Below are 21,914 nucleotides of genomic sequence, written 5' to 3' on the forward strand. Positions count from 1 at the left end.
GGCCCGATGCCAATGTCCGGCTACCTTCCGGACGAACGGAGCTGGGTGATGCAAGACGGTGGGCCTCTCTCGCGGCGACAAGCACTCCAAGGATTCGGCGCCGGCCTCGTCGGGGCCACGGCGGCTTGCGGTGGTTCGTCGCCCGATCCTCCGGGGAGCGCCGAGCCCGCGGACACGCCTCCGATCACCACGAACGACCCGCCGGACGCGAGCAAGCCGTCGCCGCCCGACGCCGGTGCCGATGGCGGGCCGCCGCCCGAGCTGACCGCCGCCGACCTCCTCGGGAGCATCGACCACATCGTCGTCCTGATGATGGAGAACCGCTCCTTCGATCACTTCCTCGGCTCGCTCGCCTCCGACACGGGCTACCCGAACAAGGCGCAGATCGATGGCCTCAAAGGCACCGAGAGCAATCCCGCGCCGGACGGCAGCACGGTTACCGTCTTCAAGCTCGACGACTTCACGCCGGAAGATCCGCCGCACAGCTGGGATGCGGCGCATGCTCAGTTCGACGGTGGCCTGAACGACGGCTTCGTCAAAGCGCACGCGGGCGATGCGCAAAATCAGGTGATGGGCTTCCACGACCGGAGCCAGATCCCCCTCTACTACTGGTTCGCCGACAACTTCACGATCTGCGATCGCTGGTTCGCGAGCGTGATGGGGCCGACGTGGCCGAACCGCTACTACCTGCACGCGGCCACGTCGAAGGGCAAGAAGGACAACAAGCCCTTCCTCACCGACGCGCCGGACACGATCTGGGAGCGGCTCAAGGCCAAGAACGTCACCTACAAGAACTACGTGGCCGGTTCGGTCGGCTGGTACGTCGGCGGCTTCGTCGCCAACGTGTTTTCGCTGAATCCGACCTCTCCGATCACGAACTTCTTCACGGCCGCCAAGAACGGGACCTTGCCGTCGTTCTCGATCATCGACCCTGATTTCCAGGCGAGCGACGATCACCCGGATCACGACATCCAGCGCGGGCAGGCGTTCGTCGCGAGCGTGTACAAGGCGCTTGCCGAGAGCCCGGCCTGGAACAAGACGCTCCTCATCGTGACCTACGACGAGCACGGCGGCTTCTTCGATCACGTTCCTCCGCCGAAGGCGCAAGACGACGACCCGGACTTCCAGCAGTTCGGTTTCCGCGTGCCCGCGTTCGTCATCGGCCCGATGGTGAAGAAGGGGTACGTCAGCCAGACGCAGTTCGATCACACGTCAGTGGCGGCCACGGTCAAGACGCGCTTCGGCATCGACAGCCTCTCGAAGCGCATGGATACGGCGAACGACCTCGCCGATTGCATCGATCCGGACAAGGTTCGCAACAAGGCTCCCGCGCCCCCGCCCACCGGCATGCCGCAGACGGCGATGACCTTGTCTGCCGCGCTCGAGCGAGGTGTCGGACCGAGCAGCCAGCCGATGCTCGAAGAGCTGGTCGAACGAGGGCTCGCCTCGCGACTCGACACGCGGCCTCACCGCGAGCGCATCGCCGAGTGGCTCGGTCACGCCGAACGCCTCGGCGCGGTGCGCATCGTCGGACCGCGCTAAATGGGCGAGCACGATTCTCGGTCGAGAATCAGCTCGAAGCTCGATCAGCCGTAGACCATCGACGACGGGTAGGGGGCGGCGAAGAGGCCCTCGACGTCGTCGACGGGCATCGGCCTGCCCGCATCGCCGAAGCGCCGTCGTGTGAGGGCAGCGAGCTCGCGTGCCACGCGGTCCACGACATCCTGCCCGAGCCCGATGCGGTCGCGGTTCGCCCGCAGCCAGGCGAGCGCGACGAGATCGCACTGCAGCTCGGTCGCGGGCGGATCGTCGAACGGCCCGTGGTTGTGGAAGTGCACCCAGTCGTGCAAGCCCCACACGAGCGCGTGCAGATCGGGCGCGGCGAGCCAGAAAACGTCGCGCGGGCGCACGCGGTTCGCGAAGAGCTCGTCGGTCGCGTCGTCGATGGCATACGGTGCGAGGGCCCATTCCTCGTCGAGGCCGTAGCCGGACGCGTGGAGCTTCGCGAGCTCGCGCGGTAAGAAGGTGCATTCTGCATGCATGACGAACACGAGCCCGGCAGGGTTCGACCCGTCGATGGGCGCCGAGGTGTCGAGGGCGGCCGAGGGGGAGGACTTCGAAAGCGGCCGTCGCCAGGTGAGAACGTCGCTTTCGGACCACGACCAGGCGTCGAAGACGTCGCCTCCGACCACGCGCGGCATGCTCGGAACGGTGAGCTCGATCTCCAAAAAACGGGGGGTGAAGTGAGCCTCGCTCGACTCTCGCCTCGTTTTCTGGAGATCGCCCTTCGGATTGACCGCGTTCTCTACGATGACCTCACGTCGCATTGCCGCGCGCGACACTGGCAGATGGAGCCGACCCGCGCTAGAAGGGATGGGGGCCGATGACTCAACTGCTGCCGCCAAAGAAGGAAGTCGCGCTCGCGCTCCTCGAGCGATCGAACGTCGACGTCTACCTCGATCCCCGCGCGCAGGGTGTCGTCGTTCCTCCTCAGTTCCGCAAAGAGCCGCGTCTGATCCTCAAGATCGGGCTGAACATGCCGGTTCCGATCCCGGATCTCCGCCTGGACGACGAAAGCATGAGCTGTACGCTTTCGTTCAACCGCTCGCCCTTCTACTGCGTCGTGCCGTGGTCGAGCGTGTTCGCCATGGTCGGTGAAGACGGCCGCGGCATGGTCTGGCCGGACGACGTCCCGCACGAGCTGGCGGTCCACGTCGTGGATGACGCGGGGCGTCCTACGCCTGCCGAAGGAGCGCCTGTTCGCGCCGTCGAAAGCCCGCGCGAGCGTGGCGATCTGCGTCCCGCGGCCGGCCGCGCTCGCGGCCGTTCGAAGCTCGCCGAAACGGGCCCCGAGCCGGAGCGTAAGGGCGCCGGTTCGAAGAAGGCCGGCAAGAAGAAGAAGGACGAGAACCGTCCTGTCCTCGTGGCCGTCCCGCCGCCGGCGCCCTCGTCGCCGGTGCCGATCGACAAGACCGGAGACAAGGCCGACAAAGCCGAGAAGCTCGCGGCCGAGAAGCTGGACGCGGACAAGGTCGAGAAGACCGAGAAGGCTGACAAGGCGGCCGCCAAGGCGGACAAGCGCGAGAAGCAGGGGGAGCTGGAGCCGGTGCAGGCCCGGCTGCCCATCAGCGTGCCCACGCCCGTGCCGGTTCCGGCGCCTTCTCCGCAGCGCGGAGAGACGACTTCGCGACCGAAGCGAGAGCTCCCGCCCTACCTTCGCGTCGTCAAATAACCTCGGCCCGCCTACTCGCCTAGGGACGTGCGCCATTCTTCGAGTCCGAAGCCACACGTGAACGTGCCTTCAGGGTCGGTGCACCCGTCGGTACTCCAGCCTTTCCCCACGTCCAAAGTGTGGGTAGAAGGCCGACCGGGTTCAGGATGACCATGGGGAAGTCTGCCGAGAAGCCTGTTTCGACGGCCCGTCCCGGGCGTGCAAAAGGCTCGTTCAGCACGAAGCGGGCGCTCGTGGTGCTCGGCGTTCTCGTCCTTGTCGTTCTTCTCGACTTCTTCCTGAAAGACATCGTCCCCGACAGCTCGGTGCGTCAGCTGCTCATGCTGGCGGCCTGCAACGTCCTCGTCGCGCTCTCCCTGAACGTCATCAACGGTATGGCCGGTCAGTTCTCGATCGGCCACGCGGGCTTCATCGGGATCGGCGCGTACACGAGCGCGGTGCTCGCCTCGAACATGCATCAGTCGTTCGGCGGCGGAGATCCCAGCTTCGCGCGCTCCTTCGTCGTCGTTCCCCTTTGCCTGCTCGCGTCGGCCTGCATGGCCGGCCTCTTCGGCTTCCTCGTCGGTCTGCCGAGCCTGCGTTTGCGCGGCGACTACCTCGCGATCGTCACCCTGGGCTTCGCCGAGATCTTCCGTCTCGTCATCGCCACCGCCCAGGCCGACACCGGCAAGGGCAACGGCATCTTCACCAAGATCGCCGCCGCGCTCTCGAGCCTCGGTGGGCAAAACGGCTATCAAGGCGTGAACAACGCTGGCGTCCCGCTTTATGCCGGGCCGTTCTGGGTCTTCGGCTTGGCGGCGCTCATCGGCGTCGTCGCCTGGCGCATCAAATTCAGCGGTTGGGGCCGAGCGCTCCGAGCCCTGCGTGAAGACGAGATCGCGGCGGCGGCCGTCGGCGTCGATCCCACCCGCTACAAGGTGACGTCGTTCGTCATCGCGGCGGCCGGCGGCGGTATCGCGGGAGGCCTGATGGCGCTCATGCGCGACGGTCTCGGTATCGTCAACCCGGACAACTTCAACTTCCAGACCTCGTTCGATGCCATCACGATGGTCATCCTCGGCGGCTCGGGAAGCGTCACCGGCTCGGCCATCGGCGGCATCTTCATCACCTTCACCGTCAAGGCCATCGAGCTCCTCCAGGGCAGCTCCGTGGTGCAGGATCTCCGGCACAGCGCGGAGTGGCTCGACCTCAATGCCCTCCGAATGATCATCTACGCGATGGTGCTCATCGCGCTGATGGTGCTCCGCCCCGAGGGCATGCTCGGTGAACGCGAGCTCTTCTCGAAGAAGCGCAAGAAGCCGGAAGGCCCCGCGAACGCGGGCGGCTCGAGCAAGGCTTCTTCTTCTGCCGAGGGGGAGGGCGACGGAAAGGCCAAGGCCGGCGTCGAAGCGCCGACGGGGACGGGAGGCTGAGCGCGATGGATCTCGTCCTCGAGCACGTGTCGAAGAGCTTCGGCGGCCTCAAGGCGGTCGCCAACGTCAGCTTCACCGTGAAGGGCAAGTCGATCTTCGGCCTCATCGGGCCGAACGGCGCCGGCAAGACCACGGTCTTCAACCTCATCACCGGCGTCTACAAGCACGACCAGGGCTCGATCGTTTTCGGCGGCAAAGATCTCAGGCCGCTCAAGCCCGCACGCATCGCCGAGGCGGGCATCGGGCGCACGTTCCAGAACATCCGCCTCTTTTCGCAGCTCACCGTCATCGAGAACCTGCTCGTGGCGTGCGAGCTCCAGAAGCGCGCGCACCTTGCCGCCGCGATTCTCCGCTTGCCCGTCCACTACGAAGACGAGGCCGCGATGTACCAGCGCGCCATGGAGCTGCTTCGCGTCTTCGACCTGCACGACGCGGCCGAGGAGCCTCCCACCTCGCTCTCGTACGGCAACCAGCGCCGTCTCGAGATTGCGCGCGCCATGATGCTCGAGCCGAAGCTCTTGCTGCTCGACGAGCCCGCGGCAGGCATGAACTACGGCGAAGCGGAGGGCCTCAAGACCCAGATCCGCTGGCTGCGCGATACGTTCGACCTCTCCGTCGTTCTCGTCGAGCACAACATGCAGGTCGTCATGGGTGTCTGCGAAGACATCCACGTGCTCGACCACGGTGAGACCATCGCGCACGGCACGCCCGAGGTGGTTCGTCAGGATCCGAAGGTGCTCGCGGCCTACCTTGGCGAAGTGGAAGAGGCGTCCTGATGCGCGTTGCTCATCCTACCCGCGCCGTACCGAAGCTCGCCGAGGGCACGCCGCTGCTCGCGCTCGACGACGTCCGCGTCAACTACGGCGGCATCAAGGCGCTCAAGGGCATCAGCCTCCAGGTGTTTCCCGGCGAGATCGTCGCCCTGATCGGCGCAAACGGCGCCGGCAAGACGACCACGCTGAAGGCGATCGCCGGGCTCCTTCCGCTCGCCAGCGGTTCGATTCGCTTCTGCGGGGAGCCTCTGGTGGGCAAGGCAACCGAAGATCTCGTGGCCGCCGGCATCTCGCTCGCGCCCGAAGGTCGCGCCATCTTCCCGAACCTGACCGTGCGCGAGAATCTCGAGCTCGGCGCGTATCTCCATCGCGACGCGAAGACGATGCGCGAGACGATCGAAGACGTGACCAAGCTCTTTCCTCGCCTCGGCGAGCGCATGACGCAAGAAGGCGGCACGCTCTCCGGCGGCGAGCAGCAGATGTTAGCCATCGGTCGTGCGCTCATGGCGCGCCCCACGCTTCTCCTGCTCGACGAACCCTCGCTCGGCATCGCGCCGAAGCTCGTCCAGCAGATCTTCGAAGCCATCAAGCAGATCGCCGCTTCGGGGGTCACCATCCTCGTCGTCGAGCAGAACACGCGTATCGCGCTCGCCTCGAGCCATCGCGCGTACGTGCTCCGAACCGGGGAAATCGCGCTGTCCGGTGAGTCGAAGGTGCTGGCCAAGGATCCAGAGATCCAGGCCGCCTACCTGGGCGGTTGAGCCGTCCGGACTATTTTGCGAAGCGGCAGCCGTGCGAGAGGGCCTCGCCGATGCGCTCGCGCGTGCGGGCCGTTTCGCCGCGCGCCCAGCCCTGCTTGATCACGGTGCAGGTGTTCTTCATGTCGGCGAGCTCTCCGCCGTACGGGTCGATCGCTTGTACAATGCAACCACGTGCGCGCGGCGCTTTGGCGAGGACGTCGGCCAGGATGGAGTCGAGCTCACGCGAGCAGCGACTGATCGAGGCCTGAAGCGGGACCGTGAGGGCCGCGAAGGTTGCCTCGGGACGCGTGGTGAGCGCCTTTTGCCAGATCACTCCGAGGCGTGGGCAGGCGAGGGTGCTCTTCGCGGTGGCGCTGACGAGGCCCGGCTCGGCGCCGGTACCGAGCCAATCGAGCACGACGTCTTCCGTGCCGGCCATCGCGATGACGTCGTTCACGCAGGTCGCGTGGTCACGAGCATCGGGCGCGACCGCGAGGAGCAAGGATTTGGCGTCGCCGCTCGCATCGGGCATGCCGATGCCGTCGCACATCGCCCCCCTCGTCTTGGGATCGACGAGGCGCCGCTCGACCGCGGCGTGGGCTTGCGGCCCGATGCTTGCGAGCAGACCGGCGAGCACGCCGCCTGCGCGTCCGGCCGCGAGGCGCGTCACGGCGTTTTCGATGTCGCCTGCGAAAGGCGCGAGCAGGACATCCCGCCGCGGCATCGCCGTCGCCGCGAGATCGGCCCTCGAGGGATCCCCCAAGGCCGAGCGGAACATCGTCGTTCCCCACGCGGCCTTGCGGGTCACCGCCTGCCAGGCAGCGATATATACGTTCAGGTCCGTGCTGGCCCGCGCCTCGAGCGCGGTGACCGCGGCTGGGGTCGTGTCGGCCAGACGGCCGAGCGCCGTGATCGCCTCAGGCGTCCCCTGATCGGCAAGCCATCGCACGTCTTTCTGGGTCTCGGCGTCTTCCAAGCTCTGGTGCTTGCACCCCAGCAACGTGCCCGCGGCGACGCACGCAAGCCCCCCAATCGTCCAGCGCACTTTGCGCATCACGCCCATTTCCGGCAGGTTACCTCGACTGGCCAGGACCGGGGAATTCCTTGGTTCGATAAGCGGCTCGGGTCGGTCCGGCCCCCCACCGAGCGCGTCCGGCTCAGCCCCCCTCCCGCCCAGACGATGCAGTTTTCTACGGTCTCGTGCGGATCTCGCTGGCTTGTGTTGACACCCCAGCAAAAGATGTGGGACGGACCATGCGGGTCCGGCATCCTAGAGAGTCGTGCGCATCGTCGTCACTGGAGGTACCGGGTTCATCGGGCGGAAGCTCGTACGAGCGCTTTCCGAGCGTGGCGATGACGTAGTGGTGCTTACCCGAGGCGGGCGAATGCCCCCCGGGCACGAGCAAATGCTCGGTCCTCGCCCCATGTGCTGGCACGGCGCCGGCAAGCTCGAACTTACGGTGTGGAACCCCGAGCGCGAGGGGGACTGGATGACGTGCGTCGAGGGGGCCGACGCCGTGATTCACCTCGCGGGCGCAGGCATCTTCGACGAGCGTTGGACGCCCGAGCGCAAAGAAGTCATCTGGTCGAGCCGCGTTCGTTCGACCGAGCTTCTCGCCCATGCGATCGCGGGCGCGTCGAAGCGACCTCGAGTGTTCATCAGCAGCTCGGCGATCGGACACTACGGTCTGCATTGCGGCGAGCACGTCGTCGCCGAGGAAGACCCCGGTGGGGACGACTTCCTCGCTCGGCTCACGAGCGCGTGGGAAGCGGCGGCCGAGCCCGCCCGACTCGCTGGCGTTCGCGTGTGTCATCCACGAACGGGCATCGTGCTCGGAACACGCGGCGGAATCCTCGCCAAGCTGATCCCCGCGTTCCGCGCGTACATGGGCGGACCGATCGGCGATGGTCGTCAGTACGTGCCGTGGATCCACATCGTCGATTGCGTTCGCGCGCTCGAGCACGCGATGGAGCATGACAACTTCGACGGGCCCTTCAACGTGACCGCGCCCGAGCCCGTCACCATGAACGACTTCGCGCACAAGCTCGGTGAGGCGCTCGAGCGTCCGTCGCATGTTCGCGTTCCTGCGCTCGCCGTGAAGCTCGCCATCGGCGAAGGCGCGGACGCCATTCTGTGCGGGCAACGCGCGCTGCCGCGAAAGCTCGTCTCCGACGGCTTCGCGTTCGTGTTCCCCGAAGTCACGTCGGCGCTCGCCGATCTCGTCTCGCATTGAGCGCGCCCGTTTCGAAGTCGTAGCGGCACCGTTCGATCCGGCTTGGCGCGAGCAGACGATCGCGCGCGCGTACGCAAGGACCGAACGGACTGACGCCGCGCGTTAGCTTGTTTTGACCCTTGCGGAGTGGCGCACGTCGCGCCAGAACGAGGCGGCGATGAAATCCGTGCAGGCCTCAACCATTCTCGGCATTGGTCACTACGTACCCTCGAAGGTCGTGACGAATCACGATCTCGCGAAGCTCATGACCACGTCCGACGAATGGATCGTCCAGCGAAGCGGCATCAAGGAGCGTCGCTTCATCGAGCACTCGGGCATCGGCGCGAGCGACCTCGCCGTGCCGGCGTCGAAGATGGCGCTCGAGCACGCGGGGCTCACCGAGAAGGACATCGACGCGATCATCTTCGCGACGCTCTCGCCCGATCACAACTTCCCCGGCTCGGGGTGCTTCCTCGGCCACAAGCTCGGACTGCCCGGCGTTCCCGCACTCGACGTGCGCAACCAGTGCTCGGGCTTCCTCTACGGTCTCTCCATCGCCGACGCTTGGGTGCGCGCGGGCGTGTACCGCAACATCTTGCTCGTCGGTTCCGAAGTCCACTCGACGGGCATCGAGCTCGCCGATCGCGGTCGTGACGTTGCGGTGCTCTTCGGCGACGGTGCAGGCGCGGCGATCATCGGCCCCGCGACCGAACCCGGTCAGGGCCTGAAGAGCCTCGAGCTCCACGCCGACGGCTCGGGCGCGAAGGAGCTCTGGCTCGAAGCGCCGGCGAGCGCGTACGACCCGCGCATCGACGAAGCGATGCTCGCCGAGGGCAAGCACTACCCGCAGATGAACGGCAAGCAGGTGTTCCGCTGGGCAACCGAGAAGATGCCCGAGGTGGCGCGCGCGGTCATGGAGCAGGCGAACATCGGTCCGGATCAGATCGATCTGTTCGTTCCGCACCAGGCGAACCTGCGCATCAACCAGTTCGTCGGACAGAAGCTCGGCATCCCCGAGTCGAAGACCGTGGCCAACATCGAAACGTACGGCAACACCACGGCGGCAACGATTCCTCTCGGCCTTTCGGAGGCTTGGCGCGAGGGGCGCTGCCGTCGTGGCTCGAACGTCCTCTTCGCGGCTTTCGGCAGCGGTTTCACCTGGGGCGCCGCGGTCCTCACCCTCTGAGGGTAGGCCGTCACCCTTCGAGAGCGCCTTCGAGCCCGGCCGTGTAAACTCCCGGGCGTGGGGCCGAGTCTTCTCGCACCGGGGCAACACGTCGGGCGATACCTGATCGAGGTTCTCGTCGCGCGCGGCGGCATGGGGGCCGTGTATCGCGCGCGAGACATGGCTCTCGGCCGTGCCGTTGCGCTCAAGGTCCTCCGCGAGGAGTCGACGGGAAATGCGGAGAGCAACGCGCGCTTCCTCCGCGAGGCGCGCATTTCCGCCCAGCTCTCGCATCCGAACATCGTCGTCGTGTACGAGGCCGCCGAAGAAGGCGGCGTTCCGTATCTCGCCATGGAATGGATCGACGGCGTCACGCTGCTCGACGCGCTTCGCGGGATGTCGCTGGGCGATCGCGTGCGCGTCCTCGGCGAGGTGGCCGATGCGCTCGCTTTCGCGCACGAGCGCGGCGTGGTGCATCGCGACGTCAAACCGGCCAACGTTCTCATCGATGCACACGGCCGCGCGCGCCTTGCCGACTTCGGTATCGCGCGACAGACGAATGCGCGCCCCGAGACCTTCACGACACGCGAGGGAATGATCCTCGGCACGCCGAGGTACATGGCGCCCGAACAGACGGCGTCGTCGAACGTGACGCCCGCCGCCGACCAGTTCGCATGGGGCGTGCTCGCGTACGAAGTCCTGACGGGCAGGCATCCGAGAGACGTCGTCGGTCCGAGCTTTCCGTTCCAGGGTATCGATCGGCTGCCATCGAATGTGCCGATTTCTCCTGCGGTAGCCGACATCGTTCGGCGGGCGACGGCGCTCGAGCCTCAGCACCGATTCCCGACGACACGCGATCTCGTCGAAGCATGGTCCTTCGCGAGCGCGAATGCGGCGGGCGCTCCCGCCCATCACGCATCGATGGCATCGATGGGATCGATGGGACCGATGGCTCCGGTGCCGGCGATGCAACCCGCGAAGGCGACTGCGTCTCGCGGCGCTCCCATCGGGCAAGAGGCGCCGCCGAAGCGCGGTTTCGGGGCGATGGCCATCGCCGCCCTCGCGTTGGTCATCTGCGCGTGTCTCGGAACGATCGTGGGGTTCGCGTACAAGCTGAGTGGCGCTCAGGTCAGCGCAGCGCCGGTGTCGCCCGTCGTCCGTCCGAGTGCCACGACCTCACCCGTGCCTACGCCTTCGAGCGAGCCGTCCTCTTCTGCGCCTGCACCATCGGCCTCCTCCAGCAAGCCCACGTCCAGTGTGGCCCCCAGCAATCCGGTGAAGCCCGCGGCGCAACCTGCTCCAAGTACTGCTCCCGCGAAACCCGTTGCGGGCGGGAAGTGTCTCTGCGCACCGACCGAGTACTACGACGACCTTGGCTCCACGGCGCTCTGCCCCGTAACGCCGGCCTTTGCGGAGTGTCGGGATGGCGTCATCGTGGTCTGCACAGGCCCGCTCAAGTCCGGCTCGTGCCCGAGCGACGTATACCCGTCGACCGCGCCATGGGGATCGCCCTGCAAAGGCGTGGATACCGCCGGCAAGGCGAGGACGGGAAAGGTCGTCAAACTCTGCAACGCGCCTACGCGCGTCTTTGGCGGCGCGCCCGGGGCCTCGTGCAAGGGCTACACGAACACGGGGCGCCTCGTCACCGGCAAGCTCGATTGCAACTGAGCTGACGCCGTCCCCTGCCGCGTCCCGGGTGCGCTATACCCTTGGCCGCAACGTCAACGAGCCAACCTAGGGAACGAGCGATGGCGCACATCATCGAAGAGGCGAAGTCAGGGCGCGCGGGCTGCCGTACGTGTCGGAAGCCGATCGCGAAGGGTGAGCTCCGGTTTGGTGAAGAGGCGGAGAACCAGTTCGCCGAAGGAGGCGAGACGTCGTACCGCTGGCACCACATGGCGTGCGCGGCAACGTCGAAGTCCGCCGAGCTGCGCGCCACGATCAATGCTCACACCGGTCCGTCGATCCCCGCCGAGTTGATGGCCGATCTCGAGCGCCTCATGGCCGAGGCCGATGCGAAGAAGCCGCCGCCGTTTCCCCATGCGGACAAGGCGCCGTCCGGGCGCGCGAAGTGTCAGGGGTGTGGTGAGACCATCGCCAAGGGCGAGCTTCGCGTCGTGATCGAGCGCGACATCGAACGCGGCATGACGGTGACGAAGGGCGCGGGCTACCTCCACCCGAAGTGCGCTGCGGCGTACGTCGAGGAGCACGGTGGAACGCACGCGGCGCTCACCGAGGGCCTGCACGCCAACACGCGCGGCCTCACGGATCAGGAGCTCGATCTCCTTTTCTCCGAGGTTTGATGCGTTTGCCCGCGTGCAGCGGGTCGAACGAACACGACGCCGGAACCTGTGGCACCCGTCGGTGTCAGAGGTTCCGTGCTGCCTCGATTTCTAGGTTTTGGGGTCTCGGCGCTCGCTCTCACCGCGTGCGCGGCCGGTCATCACGTCGCTTCGAACGCGCCTGATCCGCGACCTGCGGCCACGAGCGCGCCGAAGGAGGAGAGCCCCGCGAAACCGCCGGCGGCTGTCGCCGATGCACCGGCCGTGTCGACGCCGATGGCCGGTGAACCGTCCGCTGCGACCCTTGCCGACGCGCGGCTCGTCGCTATTTCGTGCGAGAGCCGTGAGAAGGAGATCGCGACGCGCATCGAACGGATGCGCGAAGAGGTCGATGCCAAGTTCAAGGAATGGCACGACGAACAGCCGGCGTGCTGGGCGGAAGACCGAAAGCGCGAAGCCGAACGTCGGGAGTTCGAAGCATGCATCGCGCGCGGAGAATGCGGCTACGGCCTCGGCCTCTCGGGCGTCGGTGAAGGAGGCGGCGGCTCAGGGTGGGGATTTGGGGCCGGCTCGATCGGGACGATCGGGCACGCCACGGGGCGCGCCTCGTACCGGATGGGGGCCAGCGTGGCCGGGCGCGCTGTGGGCGTGCGGAAGGCCGAGTCGATGTCTCGCACGAACACGCAAGTGGTGAGCGTGGACGAAGCGGACATCGTCAAGACCGATGGTCGCTGGGTCTACGTCGTCGCCAATGGCGCGCTCCGAATCGTGGAGGCGCTCTCTCCGCACGTCGTTTCGACCACCAAAGTGCCCGGCGTCTCGCGCGATATGTTCATCGAAGGCGATCGCGCCGTCGTCTTCACGTCGAGCCGTAGCGGAGCCGATCGATGCACCTACGGCTACGACTGCACGGTTGCCGGCGACGGCTCATCGACCACGATCCACGTCTTCGACGTCACCGATCGTGCCGCTCCCAGGTCGCTCCGGCGGATCGAGATGTCGGGATCGCTCATCACGTCGCGTCGTATCGGGAACACCGTGCACACGGTCGTCGCCGACGGTGACTCGGCCGACGGTCACTACCAGGCATGGCCCGACGACTTGCCGATGTGCGGCACGCCTCAAGCCGTCGTCGTCGCCAAGCTTGCGAAGCTGAAAGCCGAGAACGAGCGTGTGATTCGCGCGAGCACGTCGCTGCCGAAAATGAGCGATCGCGGCGTCGATCGGCCTCTCTGCGCCGGCCTGCTCGAGAGCAAGGGAGACTCCGCGCACACGTTCACGAGCCTCGTCTCGTTCGACATGACGAAAGACGACCAGCCGGCCGTGACGGCAACGGTGCGCAGCCGACCCGGTGCCGTCTTCGCCTCCGAAGACGCGCTCTACATGTCCACGACGCGCCGAAAAGGGCGTGAAGGATGGCGCTCGTACTATGCGTCGGTCGACGAGACGAGCGAGCTCCACAAATTCAGGATTGGTGCGACCCCGAGCGCGACGCGGTACGTCGGCACCGGCGTCGTCCCCGGGCACGTCCTGAACCAGTTCTCGATGGACCAGTGGCACGGCTACTTGCGCGTCGCCACGACGCGCGGCCGCGTTCCGAGTCCCGACGTCGAGAGCTCGATCTCGATGATGGCCGAAGGCGAAGGTGGGAGTCTCGTGCGCGTCGGGTCGGTCGACCACATTGCGCGCGGTGAAGACATCCGAGCCGTGCGCTTCGACGACGACCGCGGCTATATCGTGACGTTCAAGAAGACCGATCCGCTCTTCGTCCTCGACTTGCACGACGTCGCGCAGCCGAAGATTCTCGGCGAATTGAAGATCCCGGGCTTCTCGACGTACATCCACCGGCTCGATCCGAACCATCTCCTTTCGATCGGATTCGACGCCAACGATCACGGTGACTTTGCCTACTTCGACGGCGTCATCCTGCAGCTCTTCGACGTGACGAATCCCACCGATCCTCGATTGCTCCACAAGGAGAAGCTCGGCACGCGCGGCTCGAGCTCGGCGGCGGCGACCGATCATCTCGCCTTCAACTACTTCGCCGAAAAGCAGCTCCTCGCGATCCCCATGACGCTCTGCGAAGGCGGAGGAGACGGCAGAAACGGTGACCAGCTGGCGTTCAGCGGCCTGCTCGTCTATCGCGTGAGCCCCGAAACCGGATTCCAGAAGCTCGGCGGCGTCGATCACGGCAAACGCGGCGTCGACTGCAGCACGTGGTGGTCGAACGCGCGGTCTGCCGTCGTGCGGAGCGTCTTCCTCGACGACCTCGTCTACTCGATGGCCACCGACCGCCTCAAAGTCCAGCGCATGAGCGCCTTCGGCACCGACCTCGCGGACATCAAGCTCTAGATCGAAATGCCGCGCGTTCGGAGTACGTCGCGCAGGGCGGCCTGCACGTCGGGGGCGGTGGTGTGCATGGCGGTGCGTGCCAGATCGACGAAGCGGGCGCCGCGCGAGCGCTTGAGGCCGTCGAGCGCGGAGGCGCGGTCGGCCGGAGCACCGTGCTCGAGGACGCCGAGGAGGAACTCGGCGGCCTCCATCGTGTCGACGCGCGCCAGGGCGCGCAGCGCTGCGGCTCGCACCTGAGGCTGCGGGGCCTCGCGCACGATGCGCGAGAGAGGATCGAAGGCGTGCTGGAAATACAGCGATTCGACCGCCTTCGCCGCTTGCTCCACGACCGCGGGATCCGGATCACGGAGACCCGTGCGCACGGTGACGAAGCTGCGCTTGAAGAAGAGCTGCTGCATGGCGCCGAGGACGGCGACCTTCACCGCTCGCTCGGTGCGTGTGAAGAGCTTCTCGAGCGGAGATAGGACCGCATAGAGCTGGAGCTGCGCCAGCTGATCGGCGAGGCGCACACGCGCATTGGTGGCCGGGCCGCTCGCGTCTTCGGGGCGACCTTCGACGGCGAAGGCCGTGAGGCGGGCGAGCATCGCCTTGCGGCGAATCAGATCGGGCCAGCGTCGATCGAGAAGGACGTCGGCGCAGGCTTCGGCGGCGCTGCCTTGCTGCTCCCACTCCATGAGGTCGACGTGCCAGACGTCGGGGAAGTGATTGTCTTGCCGCAGGTGCGAGGGGAGGGGAGCTGTCTCGATGGCTTCGTCGCGCACGCCCTGATAGCGCTTGGCCGCACGCGCATAGTGCTTCTGCCGCGCGGGCTCGAGATCCATCGTGGCGAGGTCGGTGTAGAGGGCACCGACGCGTCCGTAGTGGCCCACTTCACCGAACGCGAGGATCGCGGCAAGCAGGGCGTTTTCGGCGATTTCGGGCGGTGCACCGCGCTGCAGGTGCTGCTTCGATACCTCGCGCCAGAGCTCCGCCTGGACCACGACGTAGTGCGCCGACGTGCTCGCCATCCCGAGCGTTCGCGCGTAGTCCGCCGCTTCGCGCGCGAGTGTGGCCGCTGCCGACAGCTCCCCGCGCTCTTTTGCGGCTTGCAGCGCATCTTCGAAGTACTGCAGCGCGAAGTATTTCAGGTGGTCTTCGCGCAGGATGCGGATGCAATTGACGAAGCCCTCGAGCACGTCTTCGAACATGCCGCTCTCGCGACCGATCTGGACGAGCACCTGGAAACCGTCGAAGGCGCGCTCTCGCTGGCCGACGCTCTCGAAGTAGTCCGCCGCTTCCTCGAGCAGCCGCACGGACGCCACGGTTGCCTCGCGCGCTTGGCGGAGGTCGTCGCATTTCTTCGCGCAGCGCGCGAGGTTGAACTGGACGAGCGCGGCGTTGTACGCGTCGGCGCCGGCCGAAGCGAGCTGGCCGAGGCGTGACCAGAGAGCGCGTGCACCACGCCAGTCGCCGGCTTTCTCGCGGTAGATGGCGGCGGAGGCGACGAGGCCGGCGTTTTCCATCTCGCGGGCAGCTCCGGCCATGTCGCCCGTGGCCGCGAGCGTGCGCGCCCGATCGACCGAGGGCACGTTCGGAAGCATCGCCATGGCGATCTTCCAGGCCTCGGCATCGGAGAGCGCCATGTACCAGAGCACCGTGAGCGCGCTCCGAGGGTCGTTTCGCCGCGAGAGCACCTCGGCGAGTGGCCGGAGCACGGACACGTAGTCGTGCTCGGCGACGTGCGTTTGCGACGCGGCCGCGACGAGCGAGTTGGCTGCATCGTCGAGATCACCGCGGGCAATCGCCGCGCGGGCGCGCTCTCGGAGCTGATAGAGATCGTCGAGCATCGAGCGATTCCTAGCCTAGCCTAGCCGGAATTCGTCTCGAGGAGGCGCGCGCGATCAGGCGCTCACGTCGTCACGTGGGGGGAAGGCTCCGCCGTTCCGAAACGGGGCCGCCGTTGCGGCGACGCTTCGCGAGATCACGCGGGAGCGCGATGACCGTCTCGATGATGCCGATGACGACGTAGAACGAGAGTAGCCAGACCAGCACGAACGCCGGCTTGGTCTGCAGTGAGACCACCGCGCTCGAGACGACGGCGAAGAGGACGAGGCCGACGGAGCGCGCGTTGAGCTTCAGGTCTTTGAACGACCGGAAGCGGATGGTCGAAACCTGGAGGAAGGCGAGGAAGCCCGTCAGCGCCATCATCGGGTAGACGTACTTCGAGCTCGACAGCTCGCCGCCGATCGCGTGGTTCGCGACGATGAGCGAGATGAGGATGCCCGCGGCGCCCGGAACGGGCAGGCCGACGATGTACTTGCTCGGCTTGGTGGGCTTTCCGCCTTCACCCATCGAGAGCACGTTGAAACGCGCAAGACGGACGGCGCCCGCCGCCGCGAACGTGAATGCGATGACGAGGCCGAGCGTGCCCTTCTGGAAGAGCGACCAGCGATAAACGAGCAGGGCAGGGGCCACGCCGAACGAGACGACGTCGGCGAGGGAGTCGATCTGCAGGCCGAACGCGCTCTGGGTCTTCGTGAGCCGTGCCACGCGGCCGTCGAGCATGTCGAAGAACAGCGCGTAGACGAGCAGGAGGGACGCTCGATAGAAGTCGTCGTCACCCGTCGCCGCGCCGCTGATGCGGATCGAATCGAACCCGCAAAAGATGCTCGAGAGCGTGATCATGTTCGGCAGAAGAAACAGGGTTTTCCTGAGATCGAGCTTCCGCCGAGATGCTGCCATGGACCGAACTCTGCCTTAGGTGGAAGGCTTCGTAAAGCCTACGCTGCCTCTCCGAACGAGTGACTGGACATACGCCCCGCGGCCCCGTTCGGCCAGAAATTGGCCCGTGACGGCTGCGCCTTCTACCCTTCACTCCGTGGGCGTCGTGCGTTTTGTGGTTTTACCGTCGCGCTGGCAGCGCTGGCTCGGCTTCGGCGTGATCCTGAGCGCGAGCGCGTCGGGGTGCGCGCACGAGAGCGCCGAGACCCGGCAGATGGCCGAGATGCGTGAGACAATCACCCGCATCCAGGGCGATCGCGATCGGATGGACCAGCGGCTCGGCGCGCTCGAAGTGGCCATGGCCGAGGAGAAGGGCGCGCGTGAGAAGGAGACCGCCTCTCGCGGCGCGGCTCCTCCCGCGGCTCCCCCACCGCGCACCGTCTCGCTCGGCGCGGGCGAGGCAACGCACGAAAGCGACGATCCCAACGACACGAGCGCGCGCCCCGAGATTCGCGTGGTCGGTGTTCCGGGCGCCAATTCGCGCAACGCACGAGGCAAGTCGCGTCGAAACGACGACGGCGACGTTTCTGCGCTCCGTGCCGAGGGGCGCTCGAGCGCCCTCGATCCCGATGCGAAGAAGGCCTACGAAAACGGCCTCTCGCAGGTTCAGGGCAAGCAGTACGATCGGGGCCTCGAGACGCTCACCGCGTTTCTCGTGCGCTGGCCCGACCACCCCTACGCCGAGAACGCCATGTACTGGCGTGGTGAGGCTTACTACGCGCAGGGCGAGTACTTGCGGGCGGCCGAGCAGTTCGAGGCCGTGCTTGCGCGCTTCGCCGGGGGCTCGAAGGCGCCCGACGCGCTCCTGAAGCTCGGTCTGTGCCACGACCGGCTCGGGGGCTCTGCCCGCGCGCGGGAATACTGGGATCGCCTGAAGAACGAATATCCACGCAGCGACGCGGTGAAGAAGATCCCGTCGCCATCGCGAGAGACCGGAGCACGAGGGGCCGCCGCACCTCGCTCCGATGAGAGCTCCACGAAGGGTCCGAAGGAGAGTCGATGAGCTTCGTCCATCCGTTCATTTTCGGTCAGCGCGTCGCTCGTCACCGAGCGCTTGCGTACGCCATTGGCTTCGTCTTGCCGGTGGCGCACGTGACCGTCGCGTTTGCGCAGAGCACGAGTGGCGGCGCGGCCCCGGGCGGCGGAGGTGGTTCGTCCTCGAGCGGCGGCGCAAGCGCCGGTGGTGCGAGTGGCGGCAGCGCGCCCGCGGGCGGAACGACCACCTACCAGTATTTCCCTGGCGGCGTGGCTCCGACGCCTGCCGGTCAGACGCTCGGTGGCGGCAACACGCAGTACTCCTCCTCGAAGCCGATCACGGGCAGCAACCAGCAAGACACCTTCGACTTCCAGCGTGGAGGCGCCGGCGGCACGGTCCACGGCACGGAGAACTCCTCGTTCGTCATCGGCAGCGGCAACGGCGAGGTCCGCGGCGTGCCTTCGAACGCGAGCTCGCACCTCGTCCGTAAGGGCGACACGCTCTGGGGCATCTGCGATTCGTACTTCCACAACCCGTACCAGTGGCCGCGCATCTGGGCGTACAACCCGCAGATCCAGAACCCGCACTGGATTTACCCGGGCGACCAGGTTCGTCTGCGAGGCGGCCTCGGCGAAGCCACGGCCGCGATGGCGCCGACCGAGCAAGCGACGAGTGGCGGCTTCGTCGATCGACGCCGCCAGGTGCCGTCCGACACGGTGTTCTTGCGAAACCAGGGCTACATCGACGACGACACCAACAACTGGGGCGAGATCACCGGGTCGCGCGAGGACAAGATGTTCCTCAGCGACTACGACGAGGTCTACCTGCGCGTGTCGAGCAACCACGATCTGAAGATCGGCCAGGAGCTCACGGTCTACCGGCCCATCCGCAAGGTCGGCAAGGACGGCAAGCTGATCGAGATCCAGGGCACCGTGAAGGTCGACCAGTGGAACCCGAAGGAAGGCATCGCTCGCGCGCGTGTCACCGAATCGCTCGACGTCATCGAGCGCGGGGCACGTGTCGGTCCGGTGGCCCGCAAGTTCGAGGTGGTTCCACCGCAGCGTAACGACAAGGACGTCGAGGCGAAGGTCCTCGCGAGCGTCGTTCCGTTCAACCTCTACGGCCAGAACCAGGTCGTGTTCCTCGATCAGGGCGAAGAGGCCGGGCTCCGGCCGGGCAATCGTATGCTCGTCATCCGCAAGGGCGACGCGTGGCACAAGTCGCTCACCACACGCTCGTCGGCACGGCGCATCGCACTCGAGGACGAGTCGCCTGCGGCCATCGAAAGCGTTCCCAAGCCGCGCGACGAGTCGAAGCTCCCCGAGGAAGCGATTGCGGAGCTGCGCATCATCAGCGTCCGCAAGAACACGGCGATGGCGCTCGTTAGCCAGTCGCGCATCGAGATCGAGGCCGGCGACAAGGCCTACGCCCGCAAGGGATACTGAGCGACCGAGCAGTGGGGGGCTCTTCCGAGCCCTCCTCCCTACCGCGCCCAGAGCACCGAGAGATCGATCTCCGTCTCGTCGAACGGCTCGGCCTTCACGATGGCGTCGTTCTCCCACGCGCCGGCCGAGACGTAGCGCGCGCCGTGCAAGCGGAGCCCTTCGAGACGGCGTGCGCCGTAGTCGATGAGCCACACGTGGCGAACGCCTTCGCGCGCGTAAACCGGCACTTTTCGCTCGTGATCGAGCGCGCGCGTCGTGTTCGAGAGAACGTCACACGTCCAATCGGGGGCCACGCGAATCACGCCGACGTCCGGGACCTTCGGCAAGCGTTCGCGTCGCCAGGCGGCGAGATCCGGCGTGAGGAGATTCGTTCCGAAGCGCAGCTGCGGTTGAACGAGAATCACCCAGCCCGAGAGACCACTCGTGCCTAGCGCGAACGGTCCGCCCAACGTCGCCACAAGACGCGTCGCGGCTCGCGCGTTCGTGCTCCCCTTCGCGACCATGCGCCGAGCCTAACCGACGACGCGCCGACTTGCGAAGAGATCGGTGAAGCGATCGTCGTCGTCGACATCGTTGCGCGAGATCGGTGAGACCTCGCCGTCTCGTGTGTGCGCGTTCACGCGCGGGAAGGCATGCTCACTTCCCGCGCAGGAGCAGATCGGCCTCGACGTGCATCGAGGCCGATCGAATCACTTCGTGCACTCGCCCTTGTTCAGGACCGACGCGCCGGCCGACGCCGCCATGCACGCGTTTCCGTAGGTCTTACCGTCGCAGCTGCAGACCGGATCGTACATCTGCGGGCACATCTGCGGGCGATACGAGCAGGTGCCGGGCGCGTCGGCGGCGCCGCAGAGGTCGCCAGCCTTCCACGAGCAGAACTGGCCCTCGTTGCAGACGCGGGGCGTACGCGTGTGTCCACCGCACGACTCGCCTTCGGTATGGGTCACGCGCACGTAGAACTCGGAGGCGACGGCGCGCGGACCGCAATCCGTGGCGCCGGCCGCGCACTTCGGAAGCTGGATTCCGCCGGCGATGAGGATGCCTTCGTCGGTCGCGATGGCGTTCTGCGCGAGGAAGATCGCGTTTTCGTCCGCCGCGGGCTGCGTCTGGTCGAGCGCGACGCTGAGCACGTGCTGCTCGTCGTTGCCGTTGAGCGCGTAGGCGCTCGTCGTCGGGCAGGGCGCCGTGATGCAGCGAATGTGATTGTCGGCCACGCGGTAGAACGTGCCGTCCGGCGTTGCGCCGCTCACGCCACGCCAACCCTCGTTGGCCTTGAGGGTGCCGATGACCGACCCGCCCACCGTCTTCTTGTAGGTCTTGGCCTTGATGAGCGCCTTGCCGTTCGCAACGAGCTCGGCGAAGTCCGCCGTTTCGCGATCGGAGAGGCCGATGTTCTTCAACTCGATCGAGCCGACGTAGCACTCGGCCTGCTTCGAGCCGTCGGCGCACGTGCTCTTCGCCTCGTTCACGCGCTTGACGAAGAAGCCGCCGCAGCGCGGCGCCGCGCACTTGCGCGTGTCGCGGCGGGTGACGATGAAGTAGCCGAAGTTCGTCTGCGCGCCGGTGATGGCGCCCTCCGAGACTTCGACGTCGTCACTGCTGTCGTCGGCGCCGGTGTCGGCGGCGCAGCCGGCGAGACTGAGACCCACTGCAAGCGTCGCGAAAGCAACGCAACCCACTGCGAGGTGACGGGGGTAAGCCTTCATTGTGGCGCCGGTGTAGCATTGTGTCGGCACCGGGCAAGGCTAACGGCCGCGCTTTTGAATTTTTCCTGCCTGATTCTTCAGGCGGGCGCTGAGGCACTCAGTCGTAGCGCTCGCTGTGAACCTGCTTCCGATCGATCCCCATCTGTTTTCTCAAGAGATCTCGTACGGCTCCGACCATGCGTTCCAGGCCACAAATATAGACGTGGGGGGGACCGTTGCCTTTTGCCGCGAGCTCGTTCCAGAGATGATGCACGTGCGTTTGCACGTAGCCGGTTCGACCCTTCCACTCGTCCTTCGCGCGCGAGAGCGTGTACTCGACGCGGACGTTGGGATGGTTGCGCGCGAGCTCCTCGAGCTCTTCGCGATAGAGCTGATCGTGCTCGTGGCGCGCGCCGAAGAGGAGCCAGAGCGGTGACTGGTCGCCGGCGTGAAGTGCGTCGAGCATCATGCTGCGCAGCGGAGTGACGCCGGTGCCCGTGCCGACGAAGAGCGACGGATGTGCGGCATCGCGCGGACGCGTGAAGAAGCCGGCGGGCCCGATCGCGCGGAGCACCGAGCCGAGCTCGAGGTCGTGGAGATAGGTCGAGCCCGGGCCACCGTCGACTTTGGTGACCGCCAGATCGAATCCGGCGCGGCCATCCGGCGGCGACGCGATCGAATACGAGCGGCGCCCCTCGCCCTCCGGCAACGGAAGCACGAGGCTAATCCACTGCCCGGCTTGGAACTCGAACGGCGTTCCGTCGATGCGCTCGAATGCGAGCTCGCGAACGCTCGGCGAGATCAAACGTGCACGGGTGAGGCGAACGTCGAAGGTCGGCGGCGGCGGCATGGATCTCCGGGCGCTATACCCCCTCCCGG

General features: G+C 66.8%; 19 protein-coding genes. 12 read left to right on the forward strand and 7 right to left on the reverse strand.

Going from position 1 to position 21,914, the window contains the following annotated elements; all coding sequences use genetic code 11:
* Positions 1 to 12: 12 nt before the first annotated feature.
* Positions 13 to 1,542: an alkaline phosphatase family protein gene (locus AKJ09_RS23495; RefSeq protein WP_169927792.1), complete on the forward strand. Its 1,530-nt coding sequence runs from the start codon at positions 13 to 15 to the stop codon at positions 1,540 to 1,542.
* Positions 1,543 to 1,586: 44 nt separating this feature from the next.
* Here AKJ09_RS23495 and AKJ09_RS23500 read toward each other — a convergent pair whose 3' ends face one another.
* Positions 1,587 to 2,342, reverse strand: coding sequence for a hypothetical protein (locus tag AKJ09_RS23500; protein WP_146649447.1), 756 nt, complete (start codon positions 2,340 to 2,342; stop codon positions 1,587 to 1,589).
* Between the two features lie 41 nt (positions 2,343 to 2,383).
* Between AKJ09_RS23500 and AKJ09_RS23505 the strand changes: the two genes are divergently transcribed.
* The 4 genes from AKJ09_RS23505 to AKJ09_RS23520 all read left to right on the forward strand — a co-directional run bounded on the left by AKJ09_RS23505 (position 2,384) and on the right by AKJ09_RS23520 (position 6,178).
* Entirely contained in the window at positions 2,384 to 3,232 is an 849-nt protein-coding gene (locus AKJ09_RS23505) for a hypothetical protein (protein WP_146649448.1), read from the forward strand.
* 152 nt (positions 3,233 to 3,384) lie between these two features.
* On the forward strand, positions 3,385 to 4,644 hold the full coding sequence (locus AKJ09_RS23510) for a branched-chain amino acid ABC transporter permease (RefSeq protein ID WP_146649449.1): 1,260 nt from the start codon (positions 3,385 to 3,387) through the stop codon (positions 4,642 to 4,644).
* A gap of 5 nt (positions 4,645 to 4,649) precedes the next feature.
* The gene (locus AKJ09_RS23515) at positions 4,650 to 5,420 is read left to right on the forward strand and encodes an ABC transporter ATP-binding protein (protein ID WP_146649450.1); all 771 of its coding nucleotides are present in this window, start codon (positions 4,650 to 4,652) and stop codon (positions 5,418 to 5,420) included.
* Positions 5,420 to 6,178, forward strand: a complete 759-nt coding sequence (locus tag AKJ09_RS23520) for an ABC transporter ATP-binding protein (RefSeq protein ID WP_146649451.1) — start codon at positions 5,420 to 5,422, stop codon at positions 6,176 to 6,178. The genes AKJ09_RS23515 and AKJ09_RS23520 overlap by 1 nt, the downstream gene beginning before the upstream one ends.
* A 10-nt stretch (positions 6,179 to 6,188) precedes the next feature.
* Here AKJ09_RS23520 and AKJ09_RS23525 read toward each other — a convergent pair whose 3' ends face one another.
* Positions 6,189 to 7,211, reverse strand: coding sequence for a hypothetical protein (locus AKJ09_RS23525; RefSeq protein WP_146649452.1), 1,023 nt, complete (start codon positions 7,209 to 7,211; stop codon positions 6,189 to 6,191).
* Positions 7,212 to 7,437: 226 nt separating this feature from the next.
* On the opposite strand from AKJ09_RS23525, the gene AKJ09_RS23530 reads away from it, so the two are divergent.
* The 5 genes from AKJ09_RS23530 (at position 7,438) to AKJ09_RS23550 (ending at position 14,169) form a co-directional block, all read left to right on the forward strand.
* A complete protein-coding gene (locus tag AKJ09_RS23530; RefSeq protein WP_146649453.1) occupies positions 7,438 to 8,391 on the forward strand; it encodes a TIGR01777 family oxidoreductase in 954 nt (317 codons plus the stop codon).
* A gap of 157 nt (positions 8,392 to 8,548) precedes the next feature.
* Entirely contained in the window at positions 8,549 to 9,556 is a 1,008-nt protein-coding gene (locus tag AKJ09_RS23535; protein WP_240488567.1) for a 3-oxoacyl-ACP synthase III family protein, read from the forward strand.
* 57 nt (positions 9,557 to 9,613) lie between these two features.
* Positions 9,614 to 11,203, forward strand: coding sequence for a serine/threonine-protein kinase (locus AKJ09_RS23540; protein ID WP_146649454.1), 1,590 nt, complete (start codon positions 9,614 to 9,616; stop codon positions 11,201 to 11,203).
* 80 nt (positions 11,204 to 11,283) lie between these two features.
* Complete coding sequence (locus AKJ09_RS23545; protein WP_146649455.1) at positions 11,284 to 11,838, forward strand: PARP-type zinc finger-containing protein; 555 nt, start codon at positions 11,284 to 11,286, stop codon at positions 11,836 to 11,838.
* Positions 11,839 to 11,913: 75 nt separating this feature from the next.
* On the forward strand, positions 11,914 to 14,169 hold the full coding sequence (locus AKJ09_RS23550; RefSeq protein WP_146649456.1) for a beta-propeller domain-containing protein: 2,256 nt from the start codon (positions 11,914 to 11,916) through the stop codon (positions 14,167 to 14,169).
* On the opposite strand, the gene AKJ09_RS23555 is transcribed toward AKJ09_RS23550, so the two are convergent.
* On the reverse strand, positions 14,166 to 15,995 hold the full coding sequence (locus tag AKJ09_RS23555; protein WP_146649457.1) for a HEAT repeat domain-containing protein: 1,830 nt from the start codon (positions 15,993 to 15,995) through the stop codon (positions 14,166 to 14,168). The two genes, AKJ09_RS23550 and AKJ09_RS23555, sit on opposite strands and share 4 nt — an antisense overlap.
* A 70-nt stretch (positions 15,996 to 16,065) precedes the next feature.
* On the reverse strand, positions 16,066 to 16,890 hold the full coding sequence (pssA, locus tag AKJ09_RS23560) for a CDP-diacylglycerol--serine O-phosphatidyltransferase (protein WP_146649458.1): 825 nt from the start codon (positions 16,888 to 16,890) through the stop codon (positions 16,066 to 16,068).
* A gap of 145 nt (positions 16,891 to 17,035) precedes the next feature.
* Here pssA and ybgF point away from each other — a divergent pair, with 145 nt between their 5' ends.
* Together ybgF and AKJ09_RS23570 are read left to right on the forward strand one after the other, a co-directional pair.
* Positions 17,036 to 17,932 carry a tol-pal system protein YbgF gene (ybgF, locus tag AKJ09_RS23565; protein ID WP_146649459.1) on the forward strand — a complete coding sequence of 299 codons (897 nt, stop codon included), beginning with the start codon at positions 17,036 to 17,038 and terminating at the stop codon, positions 17,930 to 17,932.
* Positions 17,929 to 19,350 (forward strand): LysM peptidoglycan-binding domain-containing protein, encoded by a 1,422-nt coding sequence (locus tag AKJ09_RS23570; protein WP_146649460.1) that lies wholly within the window; start codon positions 17,929 to 17,931, stop codon positions 19,348 to 19,350. Before ybgF ends, AKJ09_RS23570 begins: the two co-directional genes overlap by 4 nt.
* Positions 19,351 to 19,388: 38 nt before the next feature.
* Here the strand turns inward: AKJ09_RS23570 and AKJ09_RS23575 are convergent, their stop codons facing one another.
* From AKJ09_RS23575 to AKJ09_RS23585, 3 genes are all read right to left on the reverse strand, one after another.
* Positions 19,389 to 19,853 carry a Uma2 family endonuclease gene (locus AKJ09_RS23575; RefSeq protein WP_146649461.1) on the reverse strand — a complete coding sequence of 155 codons (465 nt, stop codon included), beginning with the start codon at positions 19,851 to 19,853 and terminating at the stop codon, positions 19,389 to 19,391.
* A gap of 186 nt (positions 19,854 to 20,039) precedes the next feature.
* Positions 20,040 to 21,056: a Kazal-type serine protease inhibitor family protein gene (locus AKJ09_RS23580; RefSeq protein ID WP_146649462.1), complete on the reverse strand. Its 1,017-nt coding sequence runs from the start codon at positions 21,054 to 21,056 to the stop codon at positions 20,040 to 20,042.
* A gap of 97 nt (positions 21,057 to 21,153) precedes the next feature.
* Positions 21,154 to 21,885 (reverse strand): ferredoxin--NADP reductase, encoded by a 732-nt coding sequence (locus AKJ09_RS23585; RefSeq protein WP_146649463.1) that lies wholly within the window; start codon positions 21,883 to 21,885, stop codon positions 21,154 to 21,156.
* Between the last annotated feature and the right edge of the window lie 29 nt (positions 21,886 to 21,914).

Source organism: Labilithrix luteola, from assembly GCF_001263205.1.
Classification (GTDB): Bacteria; Myxococcota_A; Polyangia; order Polyangiales; family Polyangiaceae; genus Labilithrix; species Labilithrix luteola.

Coding starts and splice junctions, on each gene's coding strand:
- AKJ09_RS23495 (WP_169927792.1), top strand. CDS start 13: ATGTCCGGCTACCTTCCGGACGAACGGAGCTGGGTGATGCAAGACGGT.
- AKJ09_RS23505 (WP_146649448.1), top strand. CDS start 2,384: ATGACTCAACTGCTGCCGCCAAAGAAGGAAGTCGCGCTCGCGCTCCTC.
- AKJ09_RS23510 (WP_146649449.1), top strand. CDS start 3,385: ATGGGGAAGTCTGCCGAGAAGCCTGTTTCGACGGCCCGTCCCGGGCGT.
- AKJ09_RS23515 (WP_146649450.1), top strand. CDS start 4,650: ATGGATCTCGTCCTCGAGCACGTGTCGAAGAGCTTCGGCGGCCTCAAG.
- AKJ09_RS23520 (WP_146649451.1), top strand. CDS start 5,420: ATGCGCGTTGCTCATCCTACCCGCGCCGTACCGAAGCTCGCCGAGGGC.
- AKJ09_RS23525 (WP_146649452.1), bottom strand. CDS start 7,211: ATGCGCAAAGTGCGCTGGACGATTGGGGGGCTTGCGTGCGTCGCCGCG.
- AKJ09_RS23535 (WP_240488567.1), top strand. CDS start 8,549: ATGAAATCCGTGCAGGCCTCAACCATTCTCGGCATTGGTCACTACGTA.
- AKJ09_RS23545 (WP_146649455.1), top strand. CDS start 11,284: ATGGCGCACATCATCGAAGAGGCGAAGTCAGGGCGCGCGGGCTGCCGT.
- AKJ09_RS23555 (WP_146649457.1), bottom strand. CDS start 15,995: ATGCTCGACGATCTCTATCAGCTCCGAGAGCGCGCCCGCGCGGCGATT.
- pssA (WP_146649458.1), bottom strand. CDS start 16,890: ATGGCAGCATCTCGGCGGAAGCTCGATCTCAGGAAAACCCTGTTTCTT.
- AKJ09_RS23570 (WP_146649460.1), top strand. CDS start 17,929: ATGAGCTTCGTCCATCCGTTCATTTTCGGTCAGCGCGTCGCTCGTCAC.
- AKJ09_RS23575 (WP_146649461.1), bottom strand. CDS start 19,853: ATGGTCGCGAAGGGGAGCACGAACGCGCGAGCCGCGACGCGTCTTGTG.
- AKJ09_RS23580 (WP_146649462.1), bottom strand. CDS start 21,056: ATGAAGGCTTACCCCCGTCACCTCGCAGTGGGTTGCGTTGCTTTCGCG.
- AKJ09_RS23585 (WP_146649463.1), bottom strand. CDS start 21,885: ATGCCGCCGCCGCCGACCTTCGACGTTCGCCTCACCCGTGCACGTTTG.